24 protein-coding genes are annotated in these 23,922 nt (G+C 62.9%); 8 read left to right on the forward strand and 16 right to left on the reverse strand.

Going from position 1 to position 23,922, the window contains the following annotated elements; translation table 11 throughout:
- Positions 1-128 precede the first annotated feature (128 nt).
- Both RBH20_RS07925 and RBH20_RS07930 read left to right on the forward strand, forming a co-directional pair.
- A complete protein-coding gene (locus RBH20_RS07925) occupies positions 129-737 on the forward strand; it encodes a zinc ribbon domain-containing protein (protein ID WP_306707265.1) in 609 nt (202 codons plus the stop codon).
- Positions 738-772: 35 nt separating this feature from the next.
- A complete protein-coding gene (locus tag RBH20_RS07930; RefSeq protein WP_306707268.1) occupies positions 773-2,530 on the forward strand; it encodes a DNA mismatch repair protein in 1,758 nt (585 codons plus the stop codon).
- A gap of 5 nt (positions 2,531-2,535) precedes the next feature.
- On the opposite strand, the gene RBH20_RS07935 is transcribed toward RBH20_RS07930, so the two are convergent.
- The 6 genes from RBH20_RS07935 to RBH20_RS07960 all read right to left on the reverse strand — a co-directional run bounded on the left by RBH20_RS07935 (position 2,536) and on the right by RBH20_RS07960 (position 7,573).
- Positions 2,536-3,000: an SRPBCC family protein gene (locus tag RBH20_RS07935; RefSeq protein WP_306707270.1), complete on the reverse strand. Its 465-nt coding sequence runs from the start codon at positions 2,998-3,000 to the stop codon at positions 2,536-2,538.
- Between the two features lie 282 nt (positions 3,001-3,282).
- Positions 3,283-3,594 (reverse strand): hypothetical protein, encoded by a 312-nt coding sequence (locus RBH20_RS07940; protein ID WP_306707272.1) that lies wholly within the window; start codon positions 3,592-3,594, stop codon positions 3,283-3,285.
- Positions 3,595-3,944: 350 nt separating this feature from the next.
- Positions 3,945-4,115: a hypothetical protein gene (locus RBH20_RS07945; protein WP_306707274.1), complete on the reverse strand. Its 171-nt coding sequence runs from the start codon at positions 4,113-4,115 to the stop codon at positions 3,945-3,947.
- Positions 4,116-4,243: 128 nt separating this feature from the next.
- On the reverse strand, positions 4,244-6,625 hold the full coding sequence (locus tag RBH20_RS07950) for a heavy metal translocating P-type ATPase (RefSeq protein WP_306707276.1): 2,382 nt from the start codon (positions 6,623-6,625) through the stop codon (positions 4,244-4,246).
- Entirely contained in the window at positions 6,622-7,395 is a 774-nt protein-coding gene (locus tag RBH20_RS07955; protein WP_306707278.1) for a sulfite exporter TauE/SafE family protein, read from the reverse strand. Before RBH20_RS07955 ends, RBH20_RS07950 begins: the two co-directional genes overlap by 4 nt.
- Before the next feature lies 1 nt (position 7,396).
- A complete protein-coding gene (locus RBH20_RS07960) occupies positions 7,397-7,573 on the reverse strand; it encodes a hypothetical protein (RefSeq protein WP_306707280.1) in 177 nt (58 codons plus the stop codon).
- 167 nt (positions 7,574-7,740) lie between these two features.
- On the opposite strand from RBH20_RS07960, the gene RBH20_RS07965 reads away from it, so the two are divergent.
- Genes RBH20_RS07965 through RBH20_RS07980 form a run of 4 tightly spaced genes read left to right on the forward strand, consistent with a single transcriptional unit; the run spans position 7,741 to position 11,807 of the window.
- Positions 7,741-8,970: a halocyanin domain-containing protein gene (locus tag RBH20_RS07965; RefSeq protein WP_306707282.1), complete on the forward strand. Its 1,230-nt coding sequence runs from the start codon at positions 7,741-7,743 to the stop codon at positions 8,968-8,970.
- A 4-nt stretch (positions 8,971-8,974) separates the two neighbouring features.
- Positions 8,975-9,547, forward strand: coding sequence for a cytochrome c oxidase subunit II (locus tag RBH20_RS07970; protein ID WP_306707283.1), 573 nt, complete (start codon positions 8,975-8,977; stop codon positions 9,545-9,547).
- A complete protein-coding gene (locus RBH20_RS07975; protein WP_306707286.1) occupies positions 9,547-11,235 on the forward strand; it encodes a b(o/a)3-type cytochrome-c oxidase subunit 1 in 1,689 nt (562 codons plus the stop codon). The genes RBH20_RS07970 and RBH20_RS07975 overlap by 1 nt, the downstream gene beginning before the upstream one ends.
- A gap of 23 nt (positions 11,236-11,258) precedes the next feature.
- Positions 11,259-11,807, forward strand: a complete 549-nt coding sequence (locus RBH20_RS07980) for a hypothetical protein (RefSeq protein WP_306707288.1) — start codon at positions 11,259-11,261, stop codon at positions 11,805-11,807.
- Positions 11,808-11,812: 5 nt separating this feature from the next.
- Here RBH20_RS07980 and RBH20_RS07985 read toward each other — a convergent pair whose 3' ends face one another.
- The 9 genes from RBH20_RS07985 to RBH20_RS08025 all read right to left on the reverse strand — a co-directional run bounded on the left by RBH20_RS07985 (position 11,813) and on the right by RBH20_RS08025 (position 21,624).
- Complete coding sequence (locus RBH20_RS07985) at positions 11,813-13,084, reverse strand: zinc-ribbon domain-containing protein (protein ID WP_306707290.1); 1,272 nt, start codon at positions 13,082-13,084, stop codon at positions 11,813-11,815.
- Between the two features lie 40 nt (positions 13,085-13,124).
- Entirely contained in the window at positions 13,125-14,291 is a 1,167-nt protein-coding gene (locus tag RBH20_RS07990; RefSeq protein ID WP_306707292.1) for a zinc ribbon domain-containing protein, read from the reverse strand.
- A gap of 60 nt (positions 14,292-14,351) precedes the next feature.
- Positions 14,352-15,560, reverse strand: coding sequence for a PP2C family serine/threonine-protein phosphatase (locus tag RBH20_RS07995; RefSeq protein ID WP_306707294.1), 1,209 nt, complete (start codon positions 15,558-15,560; stop codon positions 14,352-14,354).
- Complete coding sequence (locus tag RBH20_RS08000) at positions 15,557-16,795, reverse strand: FHA domain-containing serine/threonine-protein kinase (protein WP_306707296.1); 1,239 nt, start codon at positions 16,793-16,795, stop codon at positions 15,557-15,559. Before RBH20_RS08000 ends, RBH20_RS07995 begins: the two co-directional genes overlap by 4 nt.
- A 56-nt stretch (positions 16,796-16,851) precedes the next feature.
- Complete coding sequence (locus RBH20_RS08005; protein WP_306707298.1) at positions 16,852-18,036, reverse strand: VWA domain-containing protein; 1,185 nt, start codon at positions 18,034-18,036, stop codon at positions 16,852-16,854.
- 121 nt (positions 18,037-18,157) lie between these two features.
- A complete protein-coding gene (locus RBH20_RS08010) occupies positions 18,158-18,772 on the reverse strand; it encodes a hypothetical protein (RefSeq protein ID WP_306707300.1) in 615 nt (204 codons plus the stop codon).
- Positions 18,762-19,877, reverse strand: a complete 1,116-nt coding sequence (locus RBH20_RS08015) for a DUF3179 domain-containing protein (RefSeq protein ID WP_306707301.1) — start codon at positions 19,875-19,877, stop codon at positions 18,762-18,764. Before RBH20_RS08015 ends, RBH20_RS08010 begins: the two co-directional genes overlap by 11 nt.
- A gap of 108 nt (positions 19,878-19,985) precedes the next feature.
- Positions 19,986-20,624 (reverse strand): alpha/beta hydrolase, encoded by a 639-nt coding sequence (locus RBH20_RS08020; protein ID WP_306707302.1) that lies wholly within the window; start codon positions 20,622-20,624, stop codon positions 19,986-19,988.
- A gap of 166 nt (positions 20,625-20,790) precedes the next feature.
- A complete protein-coding gene (locus RBH20_RS08025) occupies positions 20,791-21,624 on the reverse strand; it encodes a VOC family protein (protein ID WP_306707304.1) in 834 nt (277 codons plus the stop codon).
- 285 nt (positions 21,625-21,909) lie between these two features.
- Between RBH20_RS08025 and RBH20_RS08030 the strand changes: the two genes are divergently transcribed.
- Positions 21,910-22,146: a UPF0058 family protein gene (locus tag RBH20_RS08030; RefSeq protein ID WP_306707306.1), complete on the forward strand. Its 237-nt coding sequence runs from the start codon at positions 21,910-21,912 to the stop codon at positions 22,144-22,146.
- 139 nt (positions 22,147-22,285) lie between these two features.
- On the opposite strand, the gene RBH20_RS08035 is transcribed toward RBH20_RS08030, so the two are convergent.
- Positions 22,286-22,759, reverse strand: coding sequence for a DUF555 domain-containing protein (locus RBH20_RS08035; protein ID WP_306707308.1), 474 nt, complete (start codon positions 22,757-22,759; stop codon positions 22,286-22,288).
- A gap of 250 nt (positions 22,760-23,009) precedes the next feature.
- On the opposite strand from RBH20_RS08035, the gene RBH20_RS08040 reads away from it, so the two are divergent.
- Positions 23,010-23,918, forward strand: coding sequence for a DNA-3-methyladenine glycosylase (locus tag RBH20_RS08040; protein WP_306707310.1), 909 nt, complete (start codon positions 23,010-23,012; stop codon positions 23,916-23,918).
- The last annotated feature ends 4 nt before the right edge of the window (positions 23,919-23,922 follow it).

Consider the following 23,922-nt stretch of genomic DNA (forward strand, 5'->3'; position numbering starts at 1 on the left):
CAGCGACAGTGCATTTGGCCGCATGGGTCATGCTGCGCTGTGGTGCAGTATCAACTCCCTTGAGGGCGATATTCTGTTTATATGATATTATCCGGGTCACTCAAACCGTTCGGTGCGTAAAAGGGGATATGGCCGAGTGGCGTGACGCGTCTGACCCTGCCTGCCCGGAGTGTGGCGAGCCGCTGGAGCCCACAGCGATGGCCTGTCCACACTGTGACACATCGCTACTGACCGACGAACAGACCGAAATGCTTGACGAGCGCCTGACCGAGACGCTGGATTCGGTGGATTCCGGTACGCCAACGTGGGCGGTCGCACTCACTGGACTCTCCCTCGGTATCGCCATTGCGCCGCTTGTGCTGTACGCCGTCGTCATCCTCGTCGGCGACCTCTCACTTCCCGTGGCCGTCGGCGTCCTGCTGACCGGCTGGCTCGGCCCAGCTGCGTATCTCTCGCGGCTTCGCAATCCCAGTGAGGTGCTTGCCCGCGGGCTATACCTCGTCGTCGCCGGCGTAGCCGTGGTCGTAGTTGTGGTTGGCTACGAAGTCCTCCTGTCGGATGGCCCATCAGTCGTCTCCGAGCAGACTGCGCTTGTGTCGCTCGGTCTGGCGATTCCGGCGGCACTGGGAGCGCTCATCGCACGCCGTGCCGCCCGGCGGGCTGACCGGCAGGCCCGCGGGGAGCCGGGGCCGCTGCACGAGCGGTTCGGTATCGACGACGACGAGCCCGACAACTGAAAACGCCTAAGCGGGCCGCCGTTCTCCACCCGTGCATGCGACTGGAGGAGTACTGGGGCATCGGCCCGAAGACGTCCGAACTGCTCACCGAGGAGCTGGGCGTCGAGCGGGCCATCGAGGCCATCGAGTCGGCGGATACACGAGCGCTAACTACGGCTGGCCTCTCCCGGGGGCGAGCGACGCGTATCCTCCGGCGGGCGACCGGAGCCGAGTCGATGGACCTGCTCGCCACCAGAGACACCCGCGACGTGTACAAGGAACTGCTCGACCTCGCCGAGGAGTACGCGGTCACGGCGGATGCGGCGGACAGCATCCGGGTGCTGACGCCGCTGCCGACCCGCGAGGCGATGGACGAGCGGCTGGACGACGTACTCGAAGCGCGGGACACATGGGCCAACCTCTCCGGCGCGGACCAGGGGGCCGTCCTCGATGCGTTTGAGGGATACGATGCTAGCGGGGGAGAACTGGCCGCGGTCGACGTGGCGCTCGCCCTCCGGGACACCGGCATCGAGAGCGGCGTGTTCGAACCGCTAGCGGCCATCGACGGGGAGTCACTGTCGGCTGGCCGGGCAGCACTCGCTGGCCTCGCGGGCGACGGCGACGCTGTCGGCGAAGGGGCTGACGATGAGCTCGACCGCCTGCGCGACCAGCTCGGACAAATCGAGGATCTCGCGGCGGCATCGATGGAGGTTGTCGAAGCTGTGCAGGAGGGTGCGCGGCGGCCCGACGAGTTTCAGGACGCGCTCGTCCGGCACGTCACGACCGAGACAGGCATCGACACTGCTCGAATCCGAGACGCGATGCCACGAGAGGCGACTGACGCGCGGGACTTCGTCGACGTGGCACTCCGGGAACTCCGGAGCACGCTACGGAGCGACCTTCAAGACCGCGAGCAGGCGGTCGCCGACCGGCTGGAAGACGACCTCGCGGACGCTCGTGGGGACATCGACGCCGCAGTCGAAGCGGTGGACGACATCGCGTTCTCCGTCTCGCTCGCCCGCTTTGCCATTGCCTTCGACCTGACAAGGCCCGAGTTTGTCGAGGACCGCAAGACGATTGCGGTGAAACAGGCCAGGAACCTCACCATCGCGGACGTGGAGAGCGTCCAGCCGGTCACCTACGCTATCGGCGACCACACGCTGGATTTGGACCGGGCGAACCAGCCGCCCAGCGGCGACCGGGTGGCTGTCCTGACTGGCGCAAACTCCGGCGGGAAGACGACCCTGCTGGAGACGCTGTGTCAGGTGCAACTGCTGGCCCAGATGGGGCTGCCGGTCCCCGCCGAGGCCGCAGAGGTGGGCATCGTCGACACCGTCGTCTTCCACCGGCGGCACGCATCGTTCAACGCCGGCGTCCTCGAATCGACGCTGCGCTCGGTCGTCCCGCCGCTGACTGAGAGCGACCGGACGCTGATGCTTGTCGACGAGTTCGAGGCCATCACCGAGCCCGGCTCCGCCGCCGACCTGCTCCACGGGCTCGTGACGCTGACCGTCGACCGTGACGCTCTAGGCGTGTTCGTCACCCACCTCGCGGACGACCTCGAACCGCTGCCTGTTGAGGCCCGAACCGACGGCATCTTCGCCGAAGGGCTGAATCAGGATCTCGAACTCCAGGTCGACTATCAGCCCCGGTTTGGCACTGTTGGCAGATCGACGCCAGAGTTCATCGTCTCCCGACTGGTCGCGAACTCGAACGACCCCGTTGAGCGCAGCGGCTTCGAGACGCTTGCCACAGCTGTCGGCGAAGAGGCGGTCCAGCGGACGCTTTCGGACGCGCTCTGGACCGACGAGTAGCGCAGTTACGACAGCGACCCAGCGACGACTTGTTCCTCCCCTTCGACTGCCTCGGCGACGTTTTCCAGAAGTTTTCGGACCTCTCGGCGGTTATACCAGCGGATGAGCGGCGCGAGGAGGAACTCCGGAAGCGGGCCGGGAACCTCGTAGTCGGCCGTGTACGTGAGCCGTGTGCCACCGTCCTCAGGTTCGAACCGCCAAGCGATCCGCCCCGTCAGGTCGCCGCGCATCTCGTAGACGATGCGCTCGGGCGGTTCGTAGGTCGTCGCGCGGACCTCGCCGGTGAAGGTGAGCCCGAACATCTCGTACTCGTAGGCGGCGCGGTTGCCACTGTTCAGTAGGCGTTCGATACGTTCGGCGCGAGACAGACTCGGCGTGACGGCCGCCTGGTTCGACGGCTCGTCCATGAACGCGAACACCGTCTCGACCGGCACATCAAGCCAGCGGTCGTCGGACGTATGGAACGTCATGCCTCGTGCTTCGCGCTTCAGTATCTTACAGTCTCGGCCACACGGTGACGGCAGACCAATCCGGGATCAGGAACGACTGCGACCGATCCCGGCGGCTACAGCCGCCGAGTGCGGCGTGACTGTGCTCGGCTCTTCGAGTCGCGTCGCCGCCTACCGATGACAGCGGCGAGGTATATCCCGTGCATACGTGTGGACTTCCCGGCAGGAATTGAACCAGCGCCGGGCGAGAGCCCGGGTCCGGTTGGGACATTCGGGAAGGCAGGGCGGAGTGGAGGGCTTCGCTTACGCGTCACCAGTCACGTCGACACGGTTGACTGCCATCACGCCGAACCCTGCTTGCAGGAGTTCGGTGCGGCCGTCCGCTGTGTTCCGATCGTCGTCGACCTGCAGCGTCAGCGACACGTCGGCGTCGACCCGGATATCCGTCCAGGTGGGTCGAACGCTAGTCACGCGGTCGACAGCCACGTCTTCGACGCCGTCGACGGCCGCGAGGACGCCGGCGACACCGGCTTCGAGGGTCTCGGACCCGCCACGCGGAACGCGCAGTGATACGTCGGCCGATACCTCGGTCGGGGGAGTCGCCTGCAGCGACATAACGCCGACAGCCGGAGTCGAACCGGGCCGAGAGGGCACTCGCCAATTGAGTCGCGTCGGTCGGGGACTGCGCGGGTGGCGGGCACGTACGTCCGGCCGGGAGCGGCCGGCGGATTCCCACACCGAGACGATGGGGAACCCAAAGGCTGGACAGCGAGAGAGTGTCACGATACAGTACAGGCTCAGGGGAGAGTGGCGACACACCGACAGACCACACTGGGCGGTGCAGGCCTCTCAGACGGAGCGGCCAAAGGGGGTAGAGCCCCGCCGCTCGACAGTGAGCCCGATCGAATCCCCGCCGCAGTGCGACGTCCGTGAGTGGGACGCCGGTCCCACGGCGGCGAACCAGTCTATGATGCCACGGGCGGAATCTTCACCGGACGGGTGTCCGCGGCGGCCCGTTCCCCGATAAGGGATGCATACCCGACCGTAGCGTCAAGGCTACGTTCGATGGCCGACCGCCCGCTGTACAGCCAGCGAGCGAACGACGTTGGCGCGGGAACGGGAATTGCGTAGGTCATGGGTCACCACGTCGGTGAAAGCGACGTATATGTGACCAGAACCGGTGATATATTAAATCTGTTTCAGACACGGTACCAAATAACAAACATTCAGCAGTCGCTGGCAAGACAGCAATCGACAGCCGGTGTCAGTCGGCCGCTGCTGGTTGCTGTGGCGTAGCCGGTCCATCGGCACTCGCCTCGCCGTGTGAGGCTGTGCCTGCCAGCGTCCGTGTGGAGTTCCCCACGACGAGCAGACTGCTAGCCGTCATCGCCAGGGCCGCAAACAGCGGGTTCAGGACGCCAAGCAGCGCGAGCGGGAGCGCCACGGCATTGTAACAGAACGCCCACGCGAGGTTCTGGCGGACCCGCGTACGGGTTGCGGCCGTCACTGAGAACACGTCGGGGACGGCCCGCAGGTCGTCCGTCGTTACGACCGCGTCTGCCGCATCGGCGGCCAGTGACGTGCCCGACGCCATGGCGATGCCAACGTCGGCGGCAGCCAGCGCCGGGGCGTCGTTGCTCCCGTCGCCGACCATTGCGACGGTCCCGCGAGATTGCAACCGCTCGACGACTTCGGCTTTCGCCTCGGGCGGTACCCCGGCGAACACCTCGTCGACGCCGTCGTGGCGCTTGAACGGGGTGGCGGCTTCGGGCCGGTCGCCGGTGATGACAACCACGTCGCGGTCGCGAGCGAGCGTCGAGACGACTGACTCCCAGTGCGAGCGGAGCCTGTCGCCCGCAACAAGTACGTCTCGCGCTTCGCCGTCCCAGCCGACCAGCGCCGGGACACGCCCGTTCTCGGTCGCGCGTTCACACCGGCTTCGGAGGTTGGCAGGCACGTCGAACCCGAGGTCGTCGAACAGTGCTTGCGTCCCAACAACGACGTGGTCACCGTCAACCGTCGCACTGACGCCCTGACCCGGATGTTGCTCGAACCCGGAGACATCCACGTCCGGGACCGGGACGGCGTCCGTCACGGCCTCGGCGACGGGATGCTCCGCGAACTGCTCGACTGCGGCCGCCCGGGCCATCGCTCCCTCGTCGGCCCGCTCCAGCAGTTCCATCTCGCCGGTCGTCAGTGTGCCCGTCTTGTCGAAGGCGACCACGTCCGCGTCGGTCGCCGTCTCGAATACCGCGTCACCGGTGACGACGGTTCCGCCGTCGAGCGCCCGACGGATTCCGGCCGCGGTTGCAAGCGGCGTCGCCAGCCCCAGCGCACAGGGACAGGAGACCACGAGCACCGCCAGCCCGGTCAACATCGCGTCCGTCAGTCTTGCGCCAGCGACGAGGTGTCCGCCGGTGGCGAGTACAGCCAGAACGACCACCAGTGGAACGAAGACGGCAGCGATGCGGTCGACCAGCCGCTGAACGCCGCCGCGCGTGCTCTGGACCTCCCACAGCAGGTTCGTTAACCGGTCGACAGTGCTCTCGGCGTCCGGCCCGACTCGCACGACGATGCCGCCCTGCGTCACCAGCGACCCCCCGATAACCTCGTCGCCGTCGGTCTTCCTGACGGCCAGCGACTCGCCGGTGACGAGTGACTCATCGACAGCAGCAGTCCCCTCAAGTACAGTCCCGTCGACGGGGATTCGCTCGCCGGAGCGGACGACGACATCGTCGCCGGCCGACAGTGCCCCCACGTCGACCTCTTCATGACCACCGTCGGTGCGTCGCCGAGCGCTATCGGCCCGCTGTGTCGTGAACTCCGTGAGGCGGTCCAGCGCGCGTCGCCGGACCCGGTCCTGATAGTAGTCGCCGACCGAGACGGCCATGACGATGACCGTCGCCACGTCGAAGTACACCTCTGTATGTCCCAGAATGACAGCGACGACGCTGTAGAGGAAGGCTGTCACAGCAGCCATCGCGACGAGTAAGTCCATGTTCGGCCGACCAGCGCGGAGGCTGACGTACGCCCCACGGAGCAATGGCCACCCGGTGTAGCCGACGACGACGCCGGTCATCACGGCCATGTTCCACAGCAGGTAGTCCCCCGCCTGCCCTGAGGGGTCGAACAGCAACAGGGACGAATCGACGCCGAGGTAGGCCGGGTAGAGAAAGAGGATGTACCACAGCATCGTCATCATCCCGAAGAAGCCGCCGACGATGAGACGCCCCTCGAGTTCGTACTCGTCGTCGGTTTCCGTGGCCTGCAGGCTGGCGTCGTAGCCGGTGCCGGCCACTACCTCGGTGAGGTCCGACTCCGAGAGCGCGTCGGCGTCGTAGGTGAGTTTCATCGTCCCTGTCGGGTAGCTGGCGGCCGCGGCGGCGACGCCGTCGTGGTCTGTGGCCCGCGCTTCGAGGAACGTCTCGCAGGTCGCACAGTGCATCCCGTCGACAGAAACGAAAGCCGTCTCGCCGTCGGCGTCGTCCGGGTCGGGGCCCGTGTCGGCGGCGTCGCGGGTTTCCGTCGCCGGGTCGTCGAGCGTCCGTGCGACTTCCAGACAGCCGCGACAGCAGAACGTCCCCTCGACCGCGTCGTCAGTGACCGGCGCATCGACCGGCAAGTCACAGAGCGTACAGTGAGTCATGTCCAGGGCATCGGCAGGGGTGGTTTCGGGATGGCGATGCCGAACGCCGCCAGCCCGTTCGATAGCGGGACGAGCGCCAGCGCGATGAAAACCACACCGAGCGCCCGGTGTAGCGTTGCGCGATGGCCCGGCGACAGCGTGCCGAATGCGGTCCCGTAGGCGAACACTAGCGGAAACGTCCCGAGGCCAAGCGCGGCCAGCGAGAGCCCGCCGGTGAACGCAGAGCCGGTCGCAAACGCGTAGAGGAACGCCGGGTAGAGCAGCGGACAGGGGAGCAAGCCGTGCATCGCGCCCAGTGCGACCATCCCCGGGCCGTCGACCCACCGATCGACCCTGGCGACGAGCGAGGCGGAGAGCCGCTGGAACAGGTCCCCGACTAGCGGGAGCGACCGGGCCACATCGACGGCGCGGCCACGGGAGAGATACCCCAGCCCAACGGTGATGATAGCGAGGCCGACGAACACCCCGACGGTCCCCCGGACAGCGGTCCCGAGGCGTGCCAGGCCGGCGACATCGTACAACACACTGCCGGCAGCGCCAAGCACGGTCCCGACGAACGCGTAGCTCAGCGTCCGGCCGGCGTTGAACAGCGCGTGTTGGCGTATTTCGTGGCCGGACACCGGCCCGCCATCGTCAAGTCTATCGGCGTAGGTAGTGACTAGCGGTCCACACATCCCGAGGCAATGGACGCTCCCGACGAGCCCGAGTCCAACGAACGCTGCGAGGCCGGCCGTCTCACCGGAACTCAGCCCCGCCGTCCCGAACTGCATATCAGACGGGATTCGACTCTGTTGGTTTTGTCATCAGGAACAGACTGCCGGCGATGATGACGACGCTGAGCAGCGAAAGCGCGACGATGGAGCGGCCGGTTCCCTGCATATAGTACGCGACCGGCGCGAGTCCGAGCAGCGCCAGCAACGTTACGAGCCGAGGGCTTGACGCAGACATACATGGCCGTACGTTGGAGGGGTTATAAAAACGAGTGGGTCGTTCCTGACGACTGAAAACACCATCAGGGGTTTTTTTAGGTAATCTGCTATTCTCCCAGATATGGTACGGCACGAAGCTAGAAGCAGCCAGCTGCCAGATTCGCACGATGCGGTGGGGGTGCGACAATGGCGCTGAGTCGGCGACAGTTCGTCGGTGCCGCGGCCGGGACAGCGGCGCTGGCCGCGACCGGCACGGCGACAGCACAGGAGGAACCGGACTACGGCGGCTGGTTCGATGACGTTTCGAACTACGACGGGACCGCCGACAAGCGAGGCCAAGACACCGTTACGATCACCGTCGGCGCGCAGGGGAACAACGGCGCGTTCGCCTTCGACCCGCCCGCAGTAATGGTCAGCCCGGGCACAGAGGTCGTCTGGGAGTGGAGCGGCGAAGGCGGCGGACACAACGTCGTCTCGGACGGTGACGGCCCGCTTGACTCTGGAAGCGCAGTTAGCGAAGCTGGAACGACCTACAGCCACACCTTCGAGTCAGAGGGGATGTTCAAGTACGTCTGCATCCCCCACGAAGCCCTCGGGATGAAAGGTGCAGTCGTCGTTCGGCCCGGTGGCTCCGGTGACGGCGGCTCCGGCGGGCAACAGCAGCAAGGCCCACCCGAGAACCCTGATTACGGCGGCTGGTTCGATAACGTCTCGAACTACGACGGGACGACCGTCGACAGGACCGACGCCGACAGCGTCGAAATCTCGGTCGGTGCACAGGGCAACAACGGCGCGTTCGCCTTCGACCCGCCCGCGGTTCGGGTGACACCCGGAACCGAAGTGACGTGGTCCTGGACCGGCGAAGGCGGCGGCCACAACGTCGTCTCGGACGGTGACGGCCCGCTTAACTCCGGTGACCCAGTCAGCGAAGCGGGGACCACCTACAGCCATACATTCGAAGAGATGGGCGTGTACAAGTACGTCTGCGCCCCCCACAAAACGCTCGGGATGAAGGGCGCTGTCGTTGTCGGTGGCCCGCTCGATGGCAGCGGGAGCGGCAGTGGGGGCGAAAGCGGACAGGAGGGTGGCGGTATCGAACTCTCGGGCCCGCAGTGGCTTCTCTCAGGCTCGGTCCTGCTGGCGTTCTTCTCGCCGCTGCTGTTTGCCGTCGCGATGCGACGCCGCCAGAACGGGCGGCCACCACAGACGGGTGAAGGTGGCGAACTGCAGCGGGCGACCGGCCCGGAGCCGGTTGAAGAGGCTGCAGAAACTGAACCGGCTGTCGAACTGGGCCACGACGAGTACGACCCGAAGGGAACGGCGGCGCTGGTCGCCTTCTACTTCGTATTGATCGGCCTGCTGTGGGTGTTCATGTACTTCGTCGAGTTCCTCGGCCGCGTCTCGATAATGGGTTGATACCATGCAGGTTCATAGATTCGAAAAGATCTGGCTCGGTGCAGCGATACTGCTCATCGTCGGTTTCATTGCGACCATCGCCTACGGATCGGTCGGCGTCGGTGTCGGGATGGTTGACGATTCGGGCGGACAGATAAGTGCGCAAGCGGTACAGAACGGGAACACTGGCACCCAGTTTGACGACCCCGGTGTCGTCAAAACGGGCGACGATCAGTACACCGTGTACGTCGTCGCCCGACAGTTCCAGTTCGCTCCAGGGAGCGGGGACAATCCGATCCAAGTGCCCGCAGGGGCCAACGTAACGTTCAGGGTGACCAGTGCAGACGTGGTCCACGGCTTCTCCGTAGTCGAGACCAACATCAACACGATGGTCATTCCGGGACAGGTCTCAGAAGTCACGGCCCGGTTCAACGAGCCCGGTAGCTACGGTCTTATCTGTCACGAATACTGTGGGGCGGCCCATCACACGATGGGTGGCTCCGTCGAAGTCGTTCCGCCAGAGGAGTACGATATGCAACAGGAGAACATCGACCAGTCCGCAGCTGATGCACAGGCGCAGGAGGAGGCGGATCAGTAATGGTGTTCGTCGACTCCTATCCGAAAACGTCGAAACTCGTCCGGAGCGAGTTCATTGTGGCGTTTGTCGCCCTTGGGATCGGTGCGTTATTTGGCGTCATTCAGGCGCTCCATCGAACCGGCGTGTTCCGCGGATTCATTAGTTCTGCGGACTACTACACGATTCTGACGGGCCACGGTGTCTTGCTGGCGCTCGTATTTACGACGTTCTTCATCGCGGGGCTGTTCACATGGGCTGTCGCTAGCAGCCTCGAACGGGAGCTGCCACAGCGCATCGCCTGGTCAGCCTTCTGGATAATGCTCACGGGGACAGTGCTTGCGGCCGTGTCCATCATCGGCGGTCTCGTCGGTGCGCCGTCGATTCTGGGTCACGACCTCAAAGCGGATGTGTTGTTTACCTTCTACGCCCCGATGAAGGCACATCCGGCGTTCTACATCGGCGCCGCGCTCATCATCGTCGGCTCATGGGTTGCTGGCCTCGCGTACTTCAAGTCCCTGTGGGACTGGCGGTCTGAGAACCCGGACGAACGCATTCCCCTGCAGACGTTCATGGTCCTGACGACAATGCTGATGTGGTACGTCTCCACCATCGGCGTCGCCGTGGAGGTCGTCGCCTTCCTCATTCCGTGGTCGCTCGGGCTCATCCAGAATGTCGACCCGCTGCTGACGCGGACGCTGTTCTGGTACTTCGGCCACCCAGTCGTGTACTTCTGGCTTATGCCGGCGTACCTCGTCTGGTACACGATCCTACCGAAGCTGGCGGGCGGGCGACTGTTCAGTGACCCGCTGGCTCGCGTGGTCTTCGTCGCATTCCTGCTGCTCTCAACCCCGGTCGGCTTCCACCACCAGTACACCGACCCTGGTATTCCATCAGGGTACAAGTTCATCGCGATGACGAATACGATGTTCTTGCTGTTGCCCTCGCTGTTGACCGCGTTTACCGTGGTCGCCTCGGTTGAACACGGGGCTCGCCAGCGGGGTGCAAAGGGCTACCTCTCCTGGCTTCGGAATCTGCCGTGGGGCAAGCCGGCCTTTGCTGGCTGTATGCTCGCCGGCCTGATGTTCGCAGCGGGTGGGTTCTCCGGCATGATCAACGCCGGGATGAACATCAACTACCTCATCCACAACACCATCTGGGTGCCCGGCCACTTCCACCTCACCGTTGGGACTGCGTTCGCACTGACGGCGATGGCGATCAGCTACTGGCTGGTCCCACAGATCACCGGGAAGAAACTCCGACAGCGGAGCCTTGCTTCAGCTCAGCCGTATGTCTGGTTCGTGGGTATGGCAGTGATGTCGAACGCCATGCACCGGGCCGGCCTCGCCGGCATCCCACGACGGACTGCCGAACCGACGTACGACGAGTTCGCGTTCGAGGCCGTCGCCGGGACAGTCGGCGAGATGCGAATCCAGATTGCCATCGGCGGCTTCCTACTGTTCGTCGGCGCGGCGATGTTCCTCATCGTCATGGCCGACACCCTGCTCGCTCGCCGTGGTGGGACGCTATCGGTCAACGGCAACATCCCGGAGCCGCTATCCGGCGCGGACCACAGCCCGCGTATTCTGGACAACTACAAGCTCTGGACGGCGATTGCACTGCTGCTCATCGCCATCGCCTACGGGCCGCCACTCGCCAGCATGGTCGCTGATGGCCTATTCGCGCCCGGTAGCCCACCGATCCCGGTCTAACACCACTTCACTACTCTCTCATCATGTTTGACGACATCGACGGTCCGGAGCAGAAAACGCTGCTACGACTCCTCATCATCGTTGGAATCGGCTTGCCGATCCTCATCGAGGTCGTTACCTTCGGAAGTATGATGGGGCATCACTTGATGGGGGACACCGGAGGTGAAGCAGTCCCTGAAACGCCGACAGCGGCAGAGGCCGGTGCCGGCGTCGGTGACCCGATTCTGGAATCCGCCAACGTCTCAGCCCGCATCGATGCGGCGTCTGTCGTCACCGCTGACGATGGGTGGCGGTTCACGCTCGCAGTGAACGTGACGAACACTGGGTTAGACCCCGCAGCAGTTCGTCTTGACAGCGTTACCACCCGCAACGGAGAGACGGTTGCGGACACCGCAAGCACAGGACAGCTACCAGTGGGAGGAACTGACGACGTAACGCAGTCGTGGCTACTCCCGCCTGGCGAGCGCCCGGATACCGTCGCTGTAACGGTGTTCGTGTATCCAGACGGGGAATCAGTGCAGTCGACACAGTATACCGTCGCGCTCGGTGACATCCCCGTTTCGAACCGCTGACCGCCTCACCCGTCAACGGGGTCGCCACAGGACGGGCAGGTGTCAGCGTCGGGCGACAGCGACTCGCCGCATTCGCTACAGTACGACTGGCCGGCATCGCGGCCGCCCGGCGTGAAGACGGACGTGTCGTCCATCCACGCTTCGTCGGTTGCTGAGGCGCCCTCATTCGTATCGTCGGTCCCGGCCGCCTCCGAGTCCGTGTCTGTCCCGCTGTCGTCGACTGCCATCTCCGGTTCTTCGCCATCTCCCGATGACTGCGCGTTGTCCTGTACCGATTCGTGAGCGGGCGGCTCCGCCGCTGGGACCTCGTCGGGCGAAAACACTCGAGTCCCGGTGTGTCCCGATGGCTCTTCGTCGCTACCAGTATCTACGGTGTCGGCTCCCTCCCCAGTCTGTTCCCGGGAGTCCGGGGCAGCGTCCGCAGCCCGTTCGGCAGTCGGACTCTCGCCGCCGTTTTGTGAGCCGCCGACCGGTGGCATAATCGGGAACCGCTGGTCCGGACGGCGCTGTGGGTTCGAAAGTGGCGCGCGGATTCTGACAGTGGTCCCGGCGAGCAACTGGAGGAAGAGATATGCACTCGCCAGCACGCCGGGGACGGCAATGAAGAGGGGTGTGGCCTGCGATGGCTGGACGCCCGTCAGTTGGAGCGCTGTCTCAGCCACAGGACCAACGCCGGCCCGAGTCAGCCACGGGGACAGTGCCGACGATACGCCGGGTGCGGTGACCGTCTGGACCAGCCATCCAGTACTAAGCGAGACTGCGCTCACAAACACCAGCAGCGACAGGAATGCGGGGACCGAAACTGTGTACACGCGATGGCCGTAGGCGACGGTCCGGACGACCAAATGCACTGTTCCGAAGAGCGCAATGACCGTGAGCAGACGCCGCTGCCCGAGAGTGAGACTCACCAGCAGGCAGCCGAGGAGCACACTGCCGGGGATAGTGAGCAACAGGCTTGGGTGGTCCAGTCGATACGCGTCGGCGAGGTTGCCGTAGCTGTTCCGAAGCCGTCGGTTGACAAGGACGACAGTCGCCAGTGACGGACCGACGAGCCAGAGACCCGCGGCAAGCACAGTTCGCAGCGAGACAGTTTGGCCAGTAAGTGTCGCAAAAACAGTACGTTCGAGTCCGGGGAACTGCGCCAGCAGCAGCCCCGTCGCGAGCACCCAGCCACCGTAGATGAGCCATGCCAAGCCCACACCCACAAACAGCCAGGTCTCAGCTCGCAGTAGTGCGGCGGACTCGCGGAGTTCCAACCCCAGTCGACCACGCTCCATCAGCCTGATATTTTCCGACCGACCGCTTAACTGTGGGTGGTCATGCCGCCTGAATTGTCATCGTTGCGACACCCGATAGTTCAAGTTCATCGCCCGGTTGGATCGGTTCACGGTCGCCTTTCTGCAACTGGGTCTCGTTCAGTCGCGTCGGGTTGTCCCCAAGGTCAACAAGATAGTATCCTTCTGATTGGCGGTCGAACCGGACGTGTTCGCGGTGGATCCGAACCGCCTCGTCTTCCGGTCGCCCGGCGTCCAGTAGCGCGGCCCGGATCTCCCGACCGATGCGGTCCCCGTCTTCGACGGTGATGTCTCGACCTTCGACCGAGAGGACAAGTTTGTCCGGTACAGTCGCGTCGTCGGTGGACTGTGACGCGAGCGTGTCGACGGCGTTGCCCGTGGCTGCTGACTCACGCTCTGTCTCGTCGTCGGTTGACGACCCTTCTGTCGAATCAGCCGTCGACGTGTCACGTCCGCCGCGATGCGCGTCTAAATCTTCCCCACAGTTGACACAGAAGCTGGCATCGTCGTCGACAGCGATGTCACAGGACGGGCACGCGTCAAGCAAGTCGTCGTCTCCCGGTGTAATGTCCTGTACGTCGGCACCGCAGGCGACACAGAAATTCGCGTCGGCGTCGAGTTCGCAGTCACAGTCCGGACAGCTAATCGTCGCCCCGTCGTTATCTGCCTCCTGAGCTTCGTCGGATAGCTCGTCGTCCACATCGGAGTCACTGCCGGATTGGTCCGAGGTGCCGTCGGCCTCACCGGGTTCTGCCTCGGTACCAGTGTCGGCTTCAGTTTCGTATTCCGTCGCTGTCTCCGCGGTTTCCGCCGTCTCCGCTGTCTCCGCAGTTTTCGCCGTCTCCGCTGTCTCCGCCGTCTCGTCTCCGGCCTCGGCTGCCCCAGTGTCCGAGACCTCATCCTCCGAGACTTCGTCGACGCTATCATCGTCGACAGTGTGCCCGTCCTGAGACTCGGTTTCGTCGCTAGCCTCCACCGACCGGCCATCCATCGGGTCCGCCTTGTCCGTGCCTTCCGGTATCAGGTCGGCATCGTCCGGCACCCCATCATCGGTGTCAAAATCAGCAGCGCTTTCGTCAGTGTGTTTCCACTCACCACAGTCCGGATTTGTGCACCATCCGCCCGCGACTGTCGGATCAAAGTCCTCGTCGCATATGGGGCATTTTACCGTACGGTCGGATTCAGGCATGGGTTTCGTTAGGTCCTACAGAGTCGAGAAATAAAATACTTGTCCCACGAAACTTTCTCTCTACTCGTCTGTCATAATCACGGTGTCACGTTCGGAAATATCGAGGTCAGGGTCAATGTCTCGAACTGGCATCCCACCGCTTTCCGGTGTTTCTGGGAGCGCACTGTCGGCAAACAGGAGCACCGAGATGTTGTCTTTCCCACCGCGGTCGTTTGCCAGTGACATGAATTCCTGACTCGCCGCGTCGAGGGACGATGCATCGAGGATCACGTCACGGATCTCGTCGTCGGTGACGGCTGCTTCGCGGATACGCTCGGCCACTGAATCGGCGTGGTCCGAATCGACGTACTCCTCGTACAGTTCCGGCGCGTCGGTCTGTGCATCGATGAGTCCGTCGCTGGTCGCCAGCACCGTGTCTTCTGCGTACAGCCTGACTGTTCGCGTGTCCACCCCGACAGTCGCCTCGTCGGGGTCCTCATAGCCGGACCCACCCAGCGCGCGTGTGATTTCGTTCCCGTTGGGATGGACATGTGCCTCAACAGGGTCGATTTCGTCGCTGTCGACCCACTCCTGAACGACGGCGTGGTCTCTGGTCAGCGGCGAGATCGTCTCACGGGCACTGTTGACGACGTAGGCCCGACTATCACCGACCCAGCCATAATGGAGTTTGCCGTCGGCGTAGATCCCTGCGACAACCGTCGTGTAGGACTGTGTCCCGGTCTCGTTTGCGTACCGGATGATCTCACGGTGGGCAGCCGTAATCGCCTCTGCCACGGCAGTTTCGAGTTCCCGCTCACCGGGCGGGTCCGGGAGGACATCACGGGCGACATCGACATCGAAGTCACCGGGATAGCTCCGGGCCGTTCGAATCGCCACGGGAGCAAGGTGTTCAGCCACGATGGTCGTCGTGATGTACGACGCGATGTCGCCGGCGTCGTGCCCGCCGGCCCCGTCAGCGACCACGAACACACCGGCCGAGCGGTTCATCGGTTGTTCGGTGCCATCGGGTTCGGACGTATCTCCGTCGTCAATGTCAGCGCCGTCCGTGTCGGCAGCCGTATACGCCGCCGTCTCAGTACCGGCTGTCTCGTCTGTCACGTCCGCCGTCTCGTCGCCGTCTGCTGTGGCCGTGTCCTGCGACTGCGGTCTGTCTTGCCCGCGGTAGCCGTCCCGATGGCCCTCCTCGAACACCGTCAGAGAGACGCTGTCCTCGTTGATTCCCTGCCCTCGCTTCCTGTCGCCGATGTCGTAGTTCGTGCTGTATCTCATGACTCCTCCGGATGGAACTCGAACGTAACCCCGTAGGTCGGATGAACCAGCGATACCAGATCGCCGTCAGTGAGTGTCACCGACTCGGGGGGCACGTTGCCGTGTCTGTCAGTCGGGTCCTCTCCCTCGGAGCGCAGACGGTTGCGTCCGGGTTCGGAGAGGACCCGCTGCCAGCCCGCCCCTTTCTGGACGAACGTCCCATTGAGACTTCGGTCGTGGAGGGACCACTCGCCGTCCTCGATATCAAACTGTACCTGTACTGAGGAGATGTACTCTCCCTGCGGGTCCTCGATTGTTATCGATGCCGGGGGACCACTCGCGCCCTGTCGCCCGATAGTGTCGCCCGGTTCGACAGTGAACTGCCTGTCTGCCTGAATATATGTCACTGACGCCGTCGCGGGCGGTGTTGGGTCTCGCCGTTCGAGGACCTCTTTGAGAACCGTCGCGTTCCGGTATCGGTCACGATAGTGTGACTGTGTGGCCCGCTCGACAATTTCAGCCAGATAATCGTCGCAGTTGGCTCCGAACGCCTGCGGGTTCACGCCGTCCTTTTTCGGGACGCTCCCCTTGAGCAGGAACAAGAGTATTTTGCCGATAGAATACACGTCCGACCAGGGGCCCTGCCGAACGTCGGTTCGACTGGCCTCTGCGACTTCCCGGGGCTTGAACGGCCCCAGAATCGTCGTCCCGGTGTTCCCGGAGGACGGATCCTCGGTCGCATCGAAGCCCGTCGCAGTATTGAAATCGATTAGTGTAGGCGTGATATCGGGCGTGAGCATCACGTTCTCCGGTTTCAGGTCCCGGTAGACGATCTCGTTCTCGTGGAGAAAGCCCATCGCGTCACAGAGGTCGATACCAATCTGACGGACCTGTTCGCTGTCGTCGATTGGACCGTGCTGGTCGATGACTTCGTCGAGTTCGATCCCGTCGACGATTAGCTGGACGACCAGAAACGGAACGTCGCGCTCTGTGACCTGGTCGTAGTAGTCCATCACGTTCTCGTGGCCGCCGGCCCGGCGGATGCGTTCCAGTGAGCCGACCTCCTTTTTGAAGTACTCCTCGATGATGTCGGGGTTGTTTTGGGATTCGGTGTAGTTGGGATATTTCACGGCGACGGACTCGCCGCTGTCGATGTCTGTAGCGCGGAACGCCTTTGCGAACCCCCCTTTGCCGAGGAACTCCTCGAGTTTGTACTGGCCGGTGATGACATCACCGCTCTCAGGTTCCCAGGTCATGACTTACCCGTTTCCCCGACCGGTAGCGGTCCTACCGACACCGCAGATTAGGACGGTCACTTCTGGATGCCCTCGTCGGTGACGATTTTCGTCGCCTTGTTTTGCTCCTTGCGCCCGCCTTCCATCACGATACGCGTCTCCCGCTCGGCTGTCTGGACGGCCTCAGTGTCCTCGCCGTGGATGCGCGTCATCCGCTCCAGTTGGGTCTGGGCTTCGGCGACGTTGCCCTTGCCGAGTTCCGTCTTGATAACGGTCTGTCGGTGGTCCACGTCGACCTGTTCGTTGTGTTCGGCCAGTTTCGTCTCGTCGTCGGTGTAGTCAACGGTGATTGATTCCCGCGTCGTCTCGCCGCCGGCGTGCAGCGTGACATCCGCCAGTGACACGGCGTCTTGCGGGTCGCTGGCCGGAGCGTGTATCTTTAGCACGACCCGCTGGGTCTCTCGGTCAAGCAGGTCGGGCAGCGGCACGACGGCCGTGTTGTCCTCCCAATCGGGGTTCACAGACTGAGTCTGTGGGAGCGAACGGTACACCTCGCTCACCTCGACACCGTCAGCCACGTCGAGTTCGAGACGAGCGTCGGGAGCGACAACGGTCCCGGCCTCCTCGACTGCATCGCCGAAGAACGACTCAATGTCGCCGGCGGCATCCAGATGTGTCCATTCGCCGCGGGCAACGGTCCCGAGCGTCCGGATCGTCTCCTCGCGGTAGTCGCTCCCGATGCCGGCCGCCTTGATTCTGATACCCTCGGTGTCGATTTCGCGCGCTAACGTCCCGAACGCTTCCGGGGCATGTGAGTTGTCCTTCCCGTCAGAGAGGAGCAGGACTCGACGGGCCGTGTTCTCGTCGGTCGGTAAATCCTGCAGGGACGCCTTCGCTTCCAGCAGGCCGCTGTACATATCAGTGCCCCCACCAGCGGAGATGTCAGCGACCGCGTCCACTGCCGTGTCGCGCGAAACAGTTCCCCACCGCGTCGGCGCAAGTACCGTCGTAACCTCGTTGTCGAAGGCGATGATCGAGATGTAATCGTCTTCGTCGAGTAGCCCGAAGACCCATTCAGCGCCGGCGCGTGCCTGCTCGATGTCGTCGCCGGCCATCGACCCACTGGCGTCGATACAGAGGGCAATCTGTCGCGTGGGTGGTTCCTCCAGCCGTCCGGGCTCGACTTCGATCTCAGCGGTCAGTTTCGCCCCGCCCGTCGGCACGTAGGGTCGGTTGACCTCGCTCACGACAGTAGCGGTCATACTGGTAGATGGGTCGTACGGAGTAATTATATGTTTCCCTCAAATCGAGGAAAAAAGTTCCACCTGCTACCCAGGCCGGTAGCCTGTAGCTACCATCTGTCCCCCCAGTAGTAGGTACTATCTACGCCACCTGTTGCGCTGTCTCGACTCGACTCCCGACCCAGAGGAGGGTTCCAAACAGTGCCACCACAGTGAGCGGGAGGAGCCACTGGAACAGCGAGAGAAGCCCAGCGCTTGCCTGAACACCGACAACGAGCAGGATAGTGGGCCCACAGCAGGCGAACCCGGAGAGCAGTCCCGGTAGTCCCGACACAGCCCCTGCACCCGGGCCGAGACGGCAGGCCGATGGGCCGCGCCACGCGACGACGGAGACAGCGAGGTTGAGTCCGACCAGCGCTGCCAGAACTGCCCCAAGAAGCATATTCAGCGGCGCGACGAGCAGTTCAACTGGGCCGACGACCACTAATGCAATCGGTTCCCACTGAAACGGGCCGACTTGTCGGAACGCACGGGTAAGCGGGTTACTGACGACAGAGACTTTGTAGCCGGATGGGCCGAAGCCGAGATGCCTGAGGCCAGCGAGATACAGCAGGAAGTACGCCAGTCCGGACACACCCAGAGACACCCGTCCGTCACGGCGGCTGAGCGTCCCGCTGACCGCAACTACAGTGTTCCGAAACAGGCGCTGGGTGCTGGCAACCACACCTGCCCCGTCGGTCGGGCTGTCAGCTGACATACCCACTCTCCGGATAGAAGCCGGCCCAGGCGAACCACATCGCGTCGAAGGACAGCGTTCGATCCAGCGGGAGCGAATCGGCATCATATGCCGTCCCGTTGATCGTGTAGCTGTCGTCCGACGCCACAACTGACATCGGTTCTGGGTTCGCGTACACATAGCCGGTTGCGAGGTCGGTATCAGCGACAGCGACGTACGGCGTGTCGTCGATATGGCCAGTCAGCACGCGCTGACTCAGCAGTGTCTCCTTGTCGAATGCGAGCGCCCCTGTGTCCGTCCGGGTTCCGATGACGACAGCCTTGGGGTGAGCGCGACTGTCGCCTTGAAGGGGCTCAAACAGCGTCCGCGTACTCGAATAGTAGCCGCGCTTCTCGTTGTACTGACCGTACGGGTCGACACCGTAGCGCCGCGAGAAGCCGGTGTCTTCGGTGAGGATGCGGGTCTCCGGATAGACGCCAGACCAGTGGCTCCACGTCGTCCAGGTGACCCGGAACTCCCGTAGCGACTCGCTAGTTAGTGGGCCTGTAATCGCTGTCGCCAGCATCTGGGGCCACCAGCTATCGGTGCCCCGGTCGTACATCGTCAGATTCGAGTTCACTAGCCGCCCGGAGACGCCGAACTCCACCGGGCCGCGCTCGAACCCCTGTGCAGTACCCGTCAGCGGACAGTACGTCACAGCGACGGCGTCGCCGGCAATGGTGTCGTTGACGATTTCGTGATGGACGAGAATGTACTGCGGATAGGCCTTCGCCTCCCCGTCCCGGACTACGCCGAACACCGGGTCGTCCGGAGCCAGTCCGTCCGGGGGCGTGTCGGCGAACGTCGGATCATCGATGGCTGGAATACCGTCTTTGGGAACGCCGCCACTGACGATATTTTCTTCGAGTGTCCCGATTTCGTAGTCCAGATACAGGCGGCTATCAGCTGTCGGTGGCTTTGACCCGTCGCTTCGGTCGGTTGCCGTTGACGCCGCGCTGGTTCCAGTACTGGATCCGGGTGCCGAGCCAGCTTCAGTAGTAGAACTGTCATTCCCAACACAGCCTGCGCCGCCGAGCGCCACACCAACTCCAGTCGTAGCGAGAAACCGTCGGCGGGAAAAGTCCATACTATGCGTGGGAATCCCAACCACTAAGTCTCGCGGTGAGGGGGCGGTAACTCCCTGTTCAGCCACTCATTGAGGGAATTTCGGCGAGCGTGCCAGCGGTCGGACCGCCTAATCGACGAGAGTAGCGACCAGCGACGAGACGTACGCCAGTTCGTCCTCGTTCACCCCGTGGCCCATCCCCTCGTAGATGCGTTCCTCCACGTCCCCATTCAGTTGCTCGAAGACCGAGGCTGTGACGTGTACGCGTTCTTCGGGAATGTGCGGGTCGACGTCGCTACAGCCCAGGAACACCGGCGTCTCCTCGATGTCGCCCTCGTACTCGCTTTCGTCGATAGACTCGCCGATGAGACCGCCACTGAGGGCTACAAGACCGCCGTAGCGCTGTGGGTCTCGAGCGACGAACTCGCTCGCGAGACAGGCTCCCTGTGAGAAACCGAGAACGAGCACGCTATCGGTCGGAATCCCGGCTTCTTCTGCCTTCGTGATGGCGTCCTCGATAGCTTGCAGCCCCGATGACCGACCGGGCTCGTTCTGCTCGACTGGCGAGAGGAAGGAGTTGGGGTACCAGGTGTTCCGCGCGGCCTGGGGCGCAAGCAGGGCCAGCCCGTCCTGCTGGAACTCGGCGCCCATCTGGACGATACTCCGGGCAGTTGCACCCCGGCCGTGGACCAGCACCGCTGCCGCGCTCGCCTCCGACAGCGCGGTTCCGGCGGTCACGAGTTGCTGACCTTGGTGGGGGCCGCTCATCGCTCTCCTTCCGGTCGTTGGCTTCGTCCTGTCACGCCCGTGCAGTCGGTTTCTCTTCCAGTTCGCCCGGTCACCGTAGTCAGCCACCGTGTCGTGTGCATACTCCAGATAGCGCGCGAAGACACTTGACTTGGCACATCGGTCAATCGGTCGAAATGTCCCGTATTCAAGTTCGCAGGCGGAGTTCGATGTCGTCGCCGTCGTGCACTGTGAGACCGGCATCGGTTTCCGCGACAGTATAGTCGGACTGACGGAGGCGCTTCTCTGCCGCCTCAAGAGTCGCTTCGTCGGGGAGTCGAATCTCGAACCACGCCAGCCCCTGCCCGGTGTGGGGTCTGGACCGCCGCTGCCAGACGTTGGCCCCGATGTGGTGGTGGTAGTCACCGGCCGCCAGGAACACCGCGCCGTCGTACGTGGCCCTGACGCGCAGTCCGAGTGCGTTGGCGTAGAACGACCGGGCTGTCTCCACTGACGAGACTTCTAGATGTACGTGTCCGATGTCGGAGTCGGCGGGCATCGACTGTTCGCCGGTCGCAGCAGCCGCGACTGACTGCGTGTCGAGGAGTTCAGTTACCATTTCGACGTGCCCCGACGGTGTCTCACCCCACGATGCCTGCGGAAAGTCACGGTAGATCTCGACGCCGTTACCGGCCGGGTCCGACAGATACAGCGCCTCGCTGACACCGTGGTCCGATGCACCGTCGAGTGTCCACTCGGAGTCGATGCGACGGAGAGCATCACCCAGTGCCGCTCGCGATGGAACGCGAAACGCGACGTGATACAGCCCAGTCTCTGAAGCATCTCTCGCTGGTGCGTCCGGCCGATGGTTCAGAACCAGAAGCGCCTGTCCTCCCGCACCGAGTACCGTCCAGTCGCTGCCCGAGTCTAGTACCTGCAGGCCAACAACATCACGGTAGAAATCGACGGCCGGAGAGGGGTCAGCAACGGTCAGGGCCACCCGGCCGATCTCGGCTTCCGATGAAAGAGTCGCCTGATCCATACCGATAGTAGGTGTAGACAGCCCATAATCCTGGGTGCCAGCCACAGATACCCACAATAAGTTTGAGGCAACAGTGTTCGACCTACCGCAGTTCATGATCGAGATATTGATCTTTGCTAGCATACAGCGATGTCTTTGGAGAATTGATAAAATTTAGTGTAAAATACTCAGAATATACTTCGAGCGGAGAATTATGCATAAACTATTACGTATTACTAGCAGAGACGTGTGTTAACCTTCATCAGAGTAGTACTATAACCTTCGAGTTGTTACCTTGGGTTGACTATGAAAAAGCAGGAGCTCATCCACCTTCACGGCCTGCTTGCACAGGTACAGAACCACTACGAAGCCGAATCCGGGACGGAAGTGGACCACGACGAATACGCGGAACTGGGCGTTAAGCCGACATCGATTCACAAGTCGAAAACAGACCACAAGGCCGCTGTCTTTGCGATTGCTGACGGTATTGCCTCTGAGATGGCCGACGAAACCAAAGAGCCTGTTTCTGCCGCCGCGGACTAACGAAACTCCGTAGTTTCTACCGCAGTTTTGCCGCCAAGCAATGCAATTAGTGGCTATATAACAGCTGTCAGATATATGTTAGAAGTTCTATAATTCGAGAGTGTAGCACAGATCTGCCCTTGCTGCTCAGGAGCCGGGCTTACTCATCGATTAATTCCTCGAACTCGGGTAACACGTCGTCCGATTCGTCCGTGGATTGGTCCGACGACAGGTCATCGGTGTCGGCTTCCGACTCTGCGGACGAGGACTCGTCTTCTGTCGTCTCGTCAGACTCCTCCGGAATCTCTTCGATTTCGAGCACATCGAGCGGGATGTTTTCGAGCCGTTGCCCGATCTCCTTGCGTGCAATTCGGGCGGCGTGTTCGTCTCGTTCGACGTTGAAGACGGTCATCTCCAGTTCGAGTGCGACGAGACTCTCGTCAGCTGCGAGAAACGCGGGTTCCAGTGTCTCGCCGCAGTGTGGACAGTGCCGATCCCCCATGTTGATCTCGACGTAGTTGAGGTCGGGGTTCAGCATCTCCCCCGTTTTCGAGATGGCGATACGAACTGCCTCGTCCGCAGATGCCACGTCGTATACTGGGACTGCGGCCTCGACAACAACTCGGCAATTCATGCCAGTATGTTTGTTTCCCAATATAATGAAGGTTAGCCCTGAACCAGTGTGTACCATACGGTACCGATATCCGGGGTGAGAGAGTCGGAGCGCCCAATCGAGTGGTAGACGTACGAGCGCTCCAAAACATCACGACGACAAAACCAGTGACAAGTGAGACAACGACGGTCCCTGTGTTGGTGGTGCACGTACAAACCCAATACGAGCGAAACTCGTAACGCCATTACCTCCGGGTCCGTACACACAGACAATGGAACAGGGCGTCATTGATGTTGGGTCGCTGGCAGGCGGTATCGATTTGCAGGCAACTGTCGAGAGCGGGCAGTCCTATCTCTGGAACCGGGACGACGGCGAGATGTACCAGCGCGAGGGCGCAACCGGCGGGGACGCCTGGTACTGGACGACAGTCCGCCGGGATGGGTCACCAGAGGTCATCCGTGTCCGGCAGCGGGATGGGATGCTCGAATGGGAATCGACGATTGATGCCGAAGTGGACCTCAGGCGACTCCTTCGGCTTGACGACGACCTCACCGCGATTCGGACGACAGCACCGGACGACGACGTGGTTCAGTCGGCCTATGAGACGTTCTGGGGGTTGCGACTGGTTCAGGACTCCCCGTTCGGGTCCCTCATCTCGTTCATCTGTTCAGCCCAGATGCGTGTCGCCCGAATACACAGTATGCAGCAGGCGCTCCGTGATACGTTCGGCGAAGAGATAGAGTTCAGCGGGCGAACGTACAACGCCTATCCGACGCCATCGGCGCTGGCTGAAACGACAGAAGAACGGCTCCGGGACCTCGGACTGGGCTATCGTGCGCCGTACGTCCAGCGTACCGCGGAAATGGTCGCAAGCGGCGAGGCCGACCCCGAGGAAGCTGTCGGCCTTGACTACGAGGACGCCAGAGAATCGCTCACCCGCTTCGTCGGCGTCGGCGACAAGGTCGCAGATTGCGTGTTGCTGTTCTCGCTTGATTACCTCGAAGCGGTCCCGCTAGACACCTGGATCCGGACAACAATCGAGGAGTACTATCCGGAGTGCGAGCAGGGGAACTACACCGACACGTCGCGGGCTATCCGGGCAGCACTGGGTTGTGAGTACGCCGGCTACACACAGACGTATCTGTTCCATTACCTCCGAACGGGCAGCAACGAAGACTGACACG

Origin of the sequence: Haloarcula sp. H-GB4 (genome assembly GCF_030848575.1) — an archaeon.
In the GTDB taxonomy this organism is placed as follows: Archaea; Halobacteriota; Halobacteria; order Halobacteriales; family Haloarculaceae; genus Haloarcula.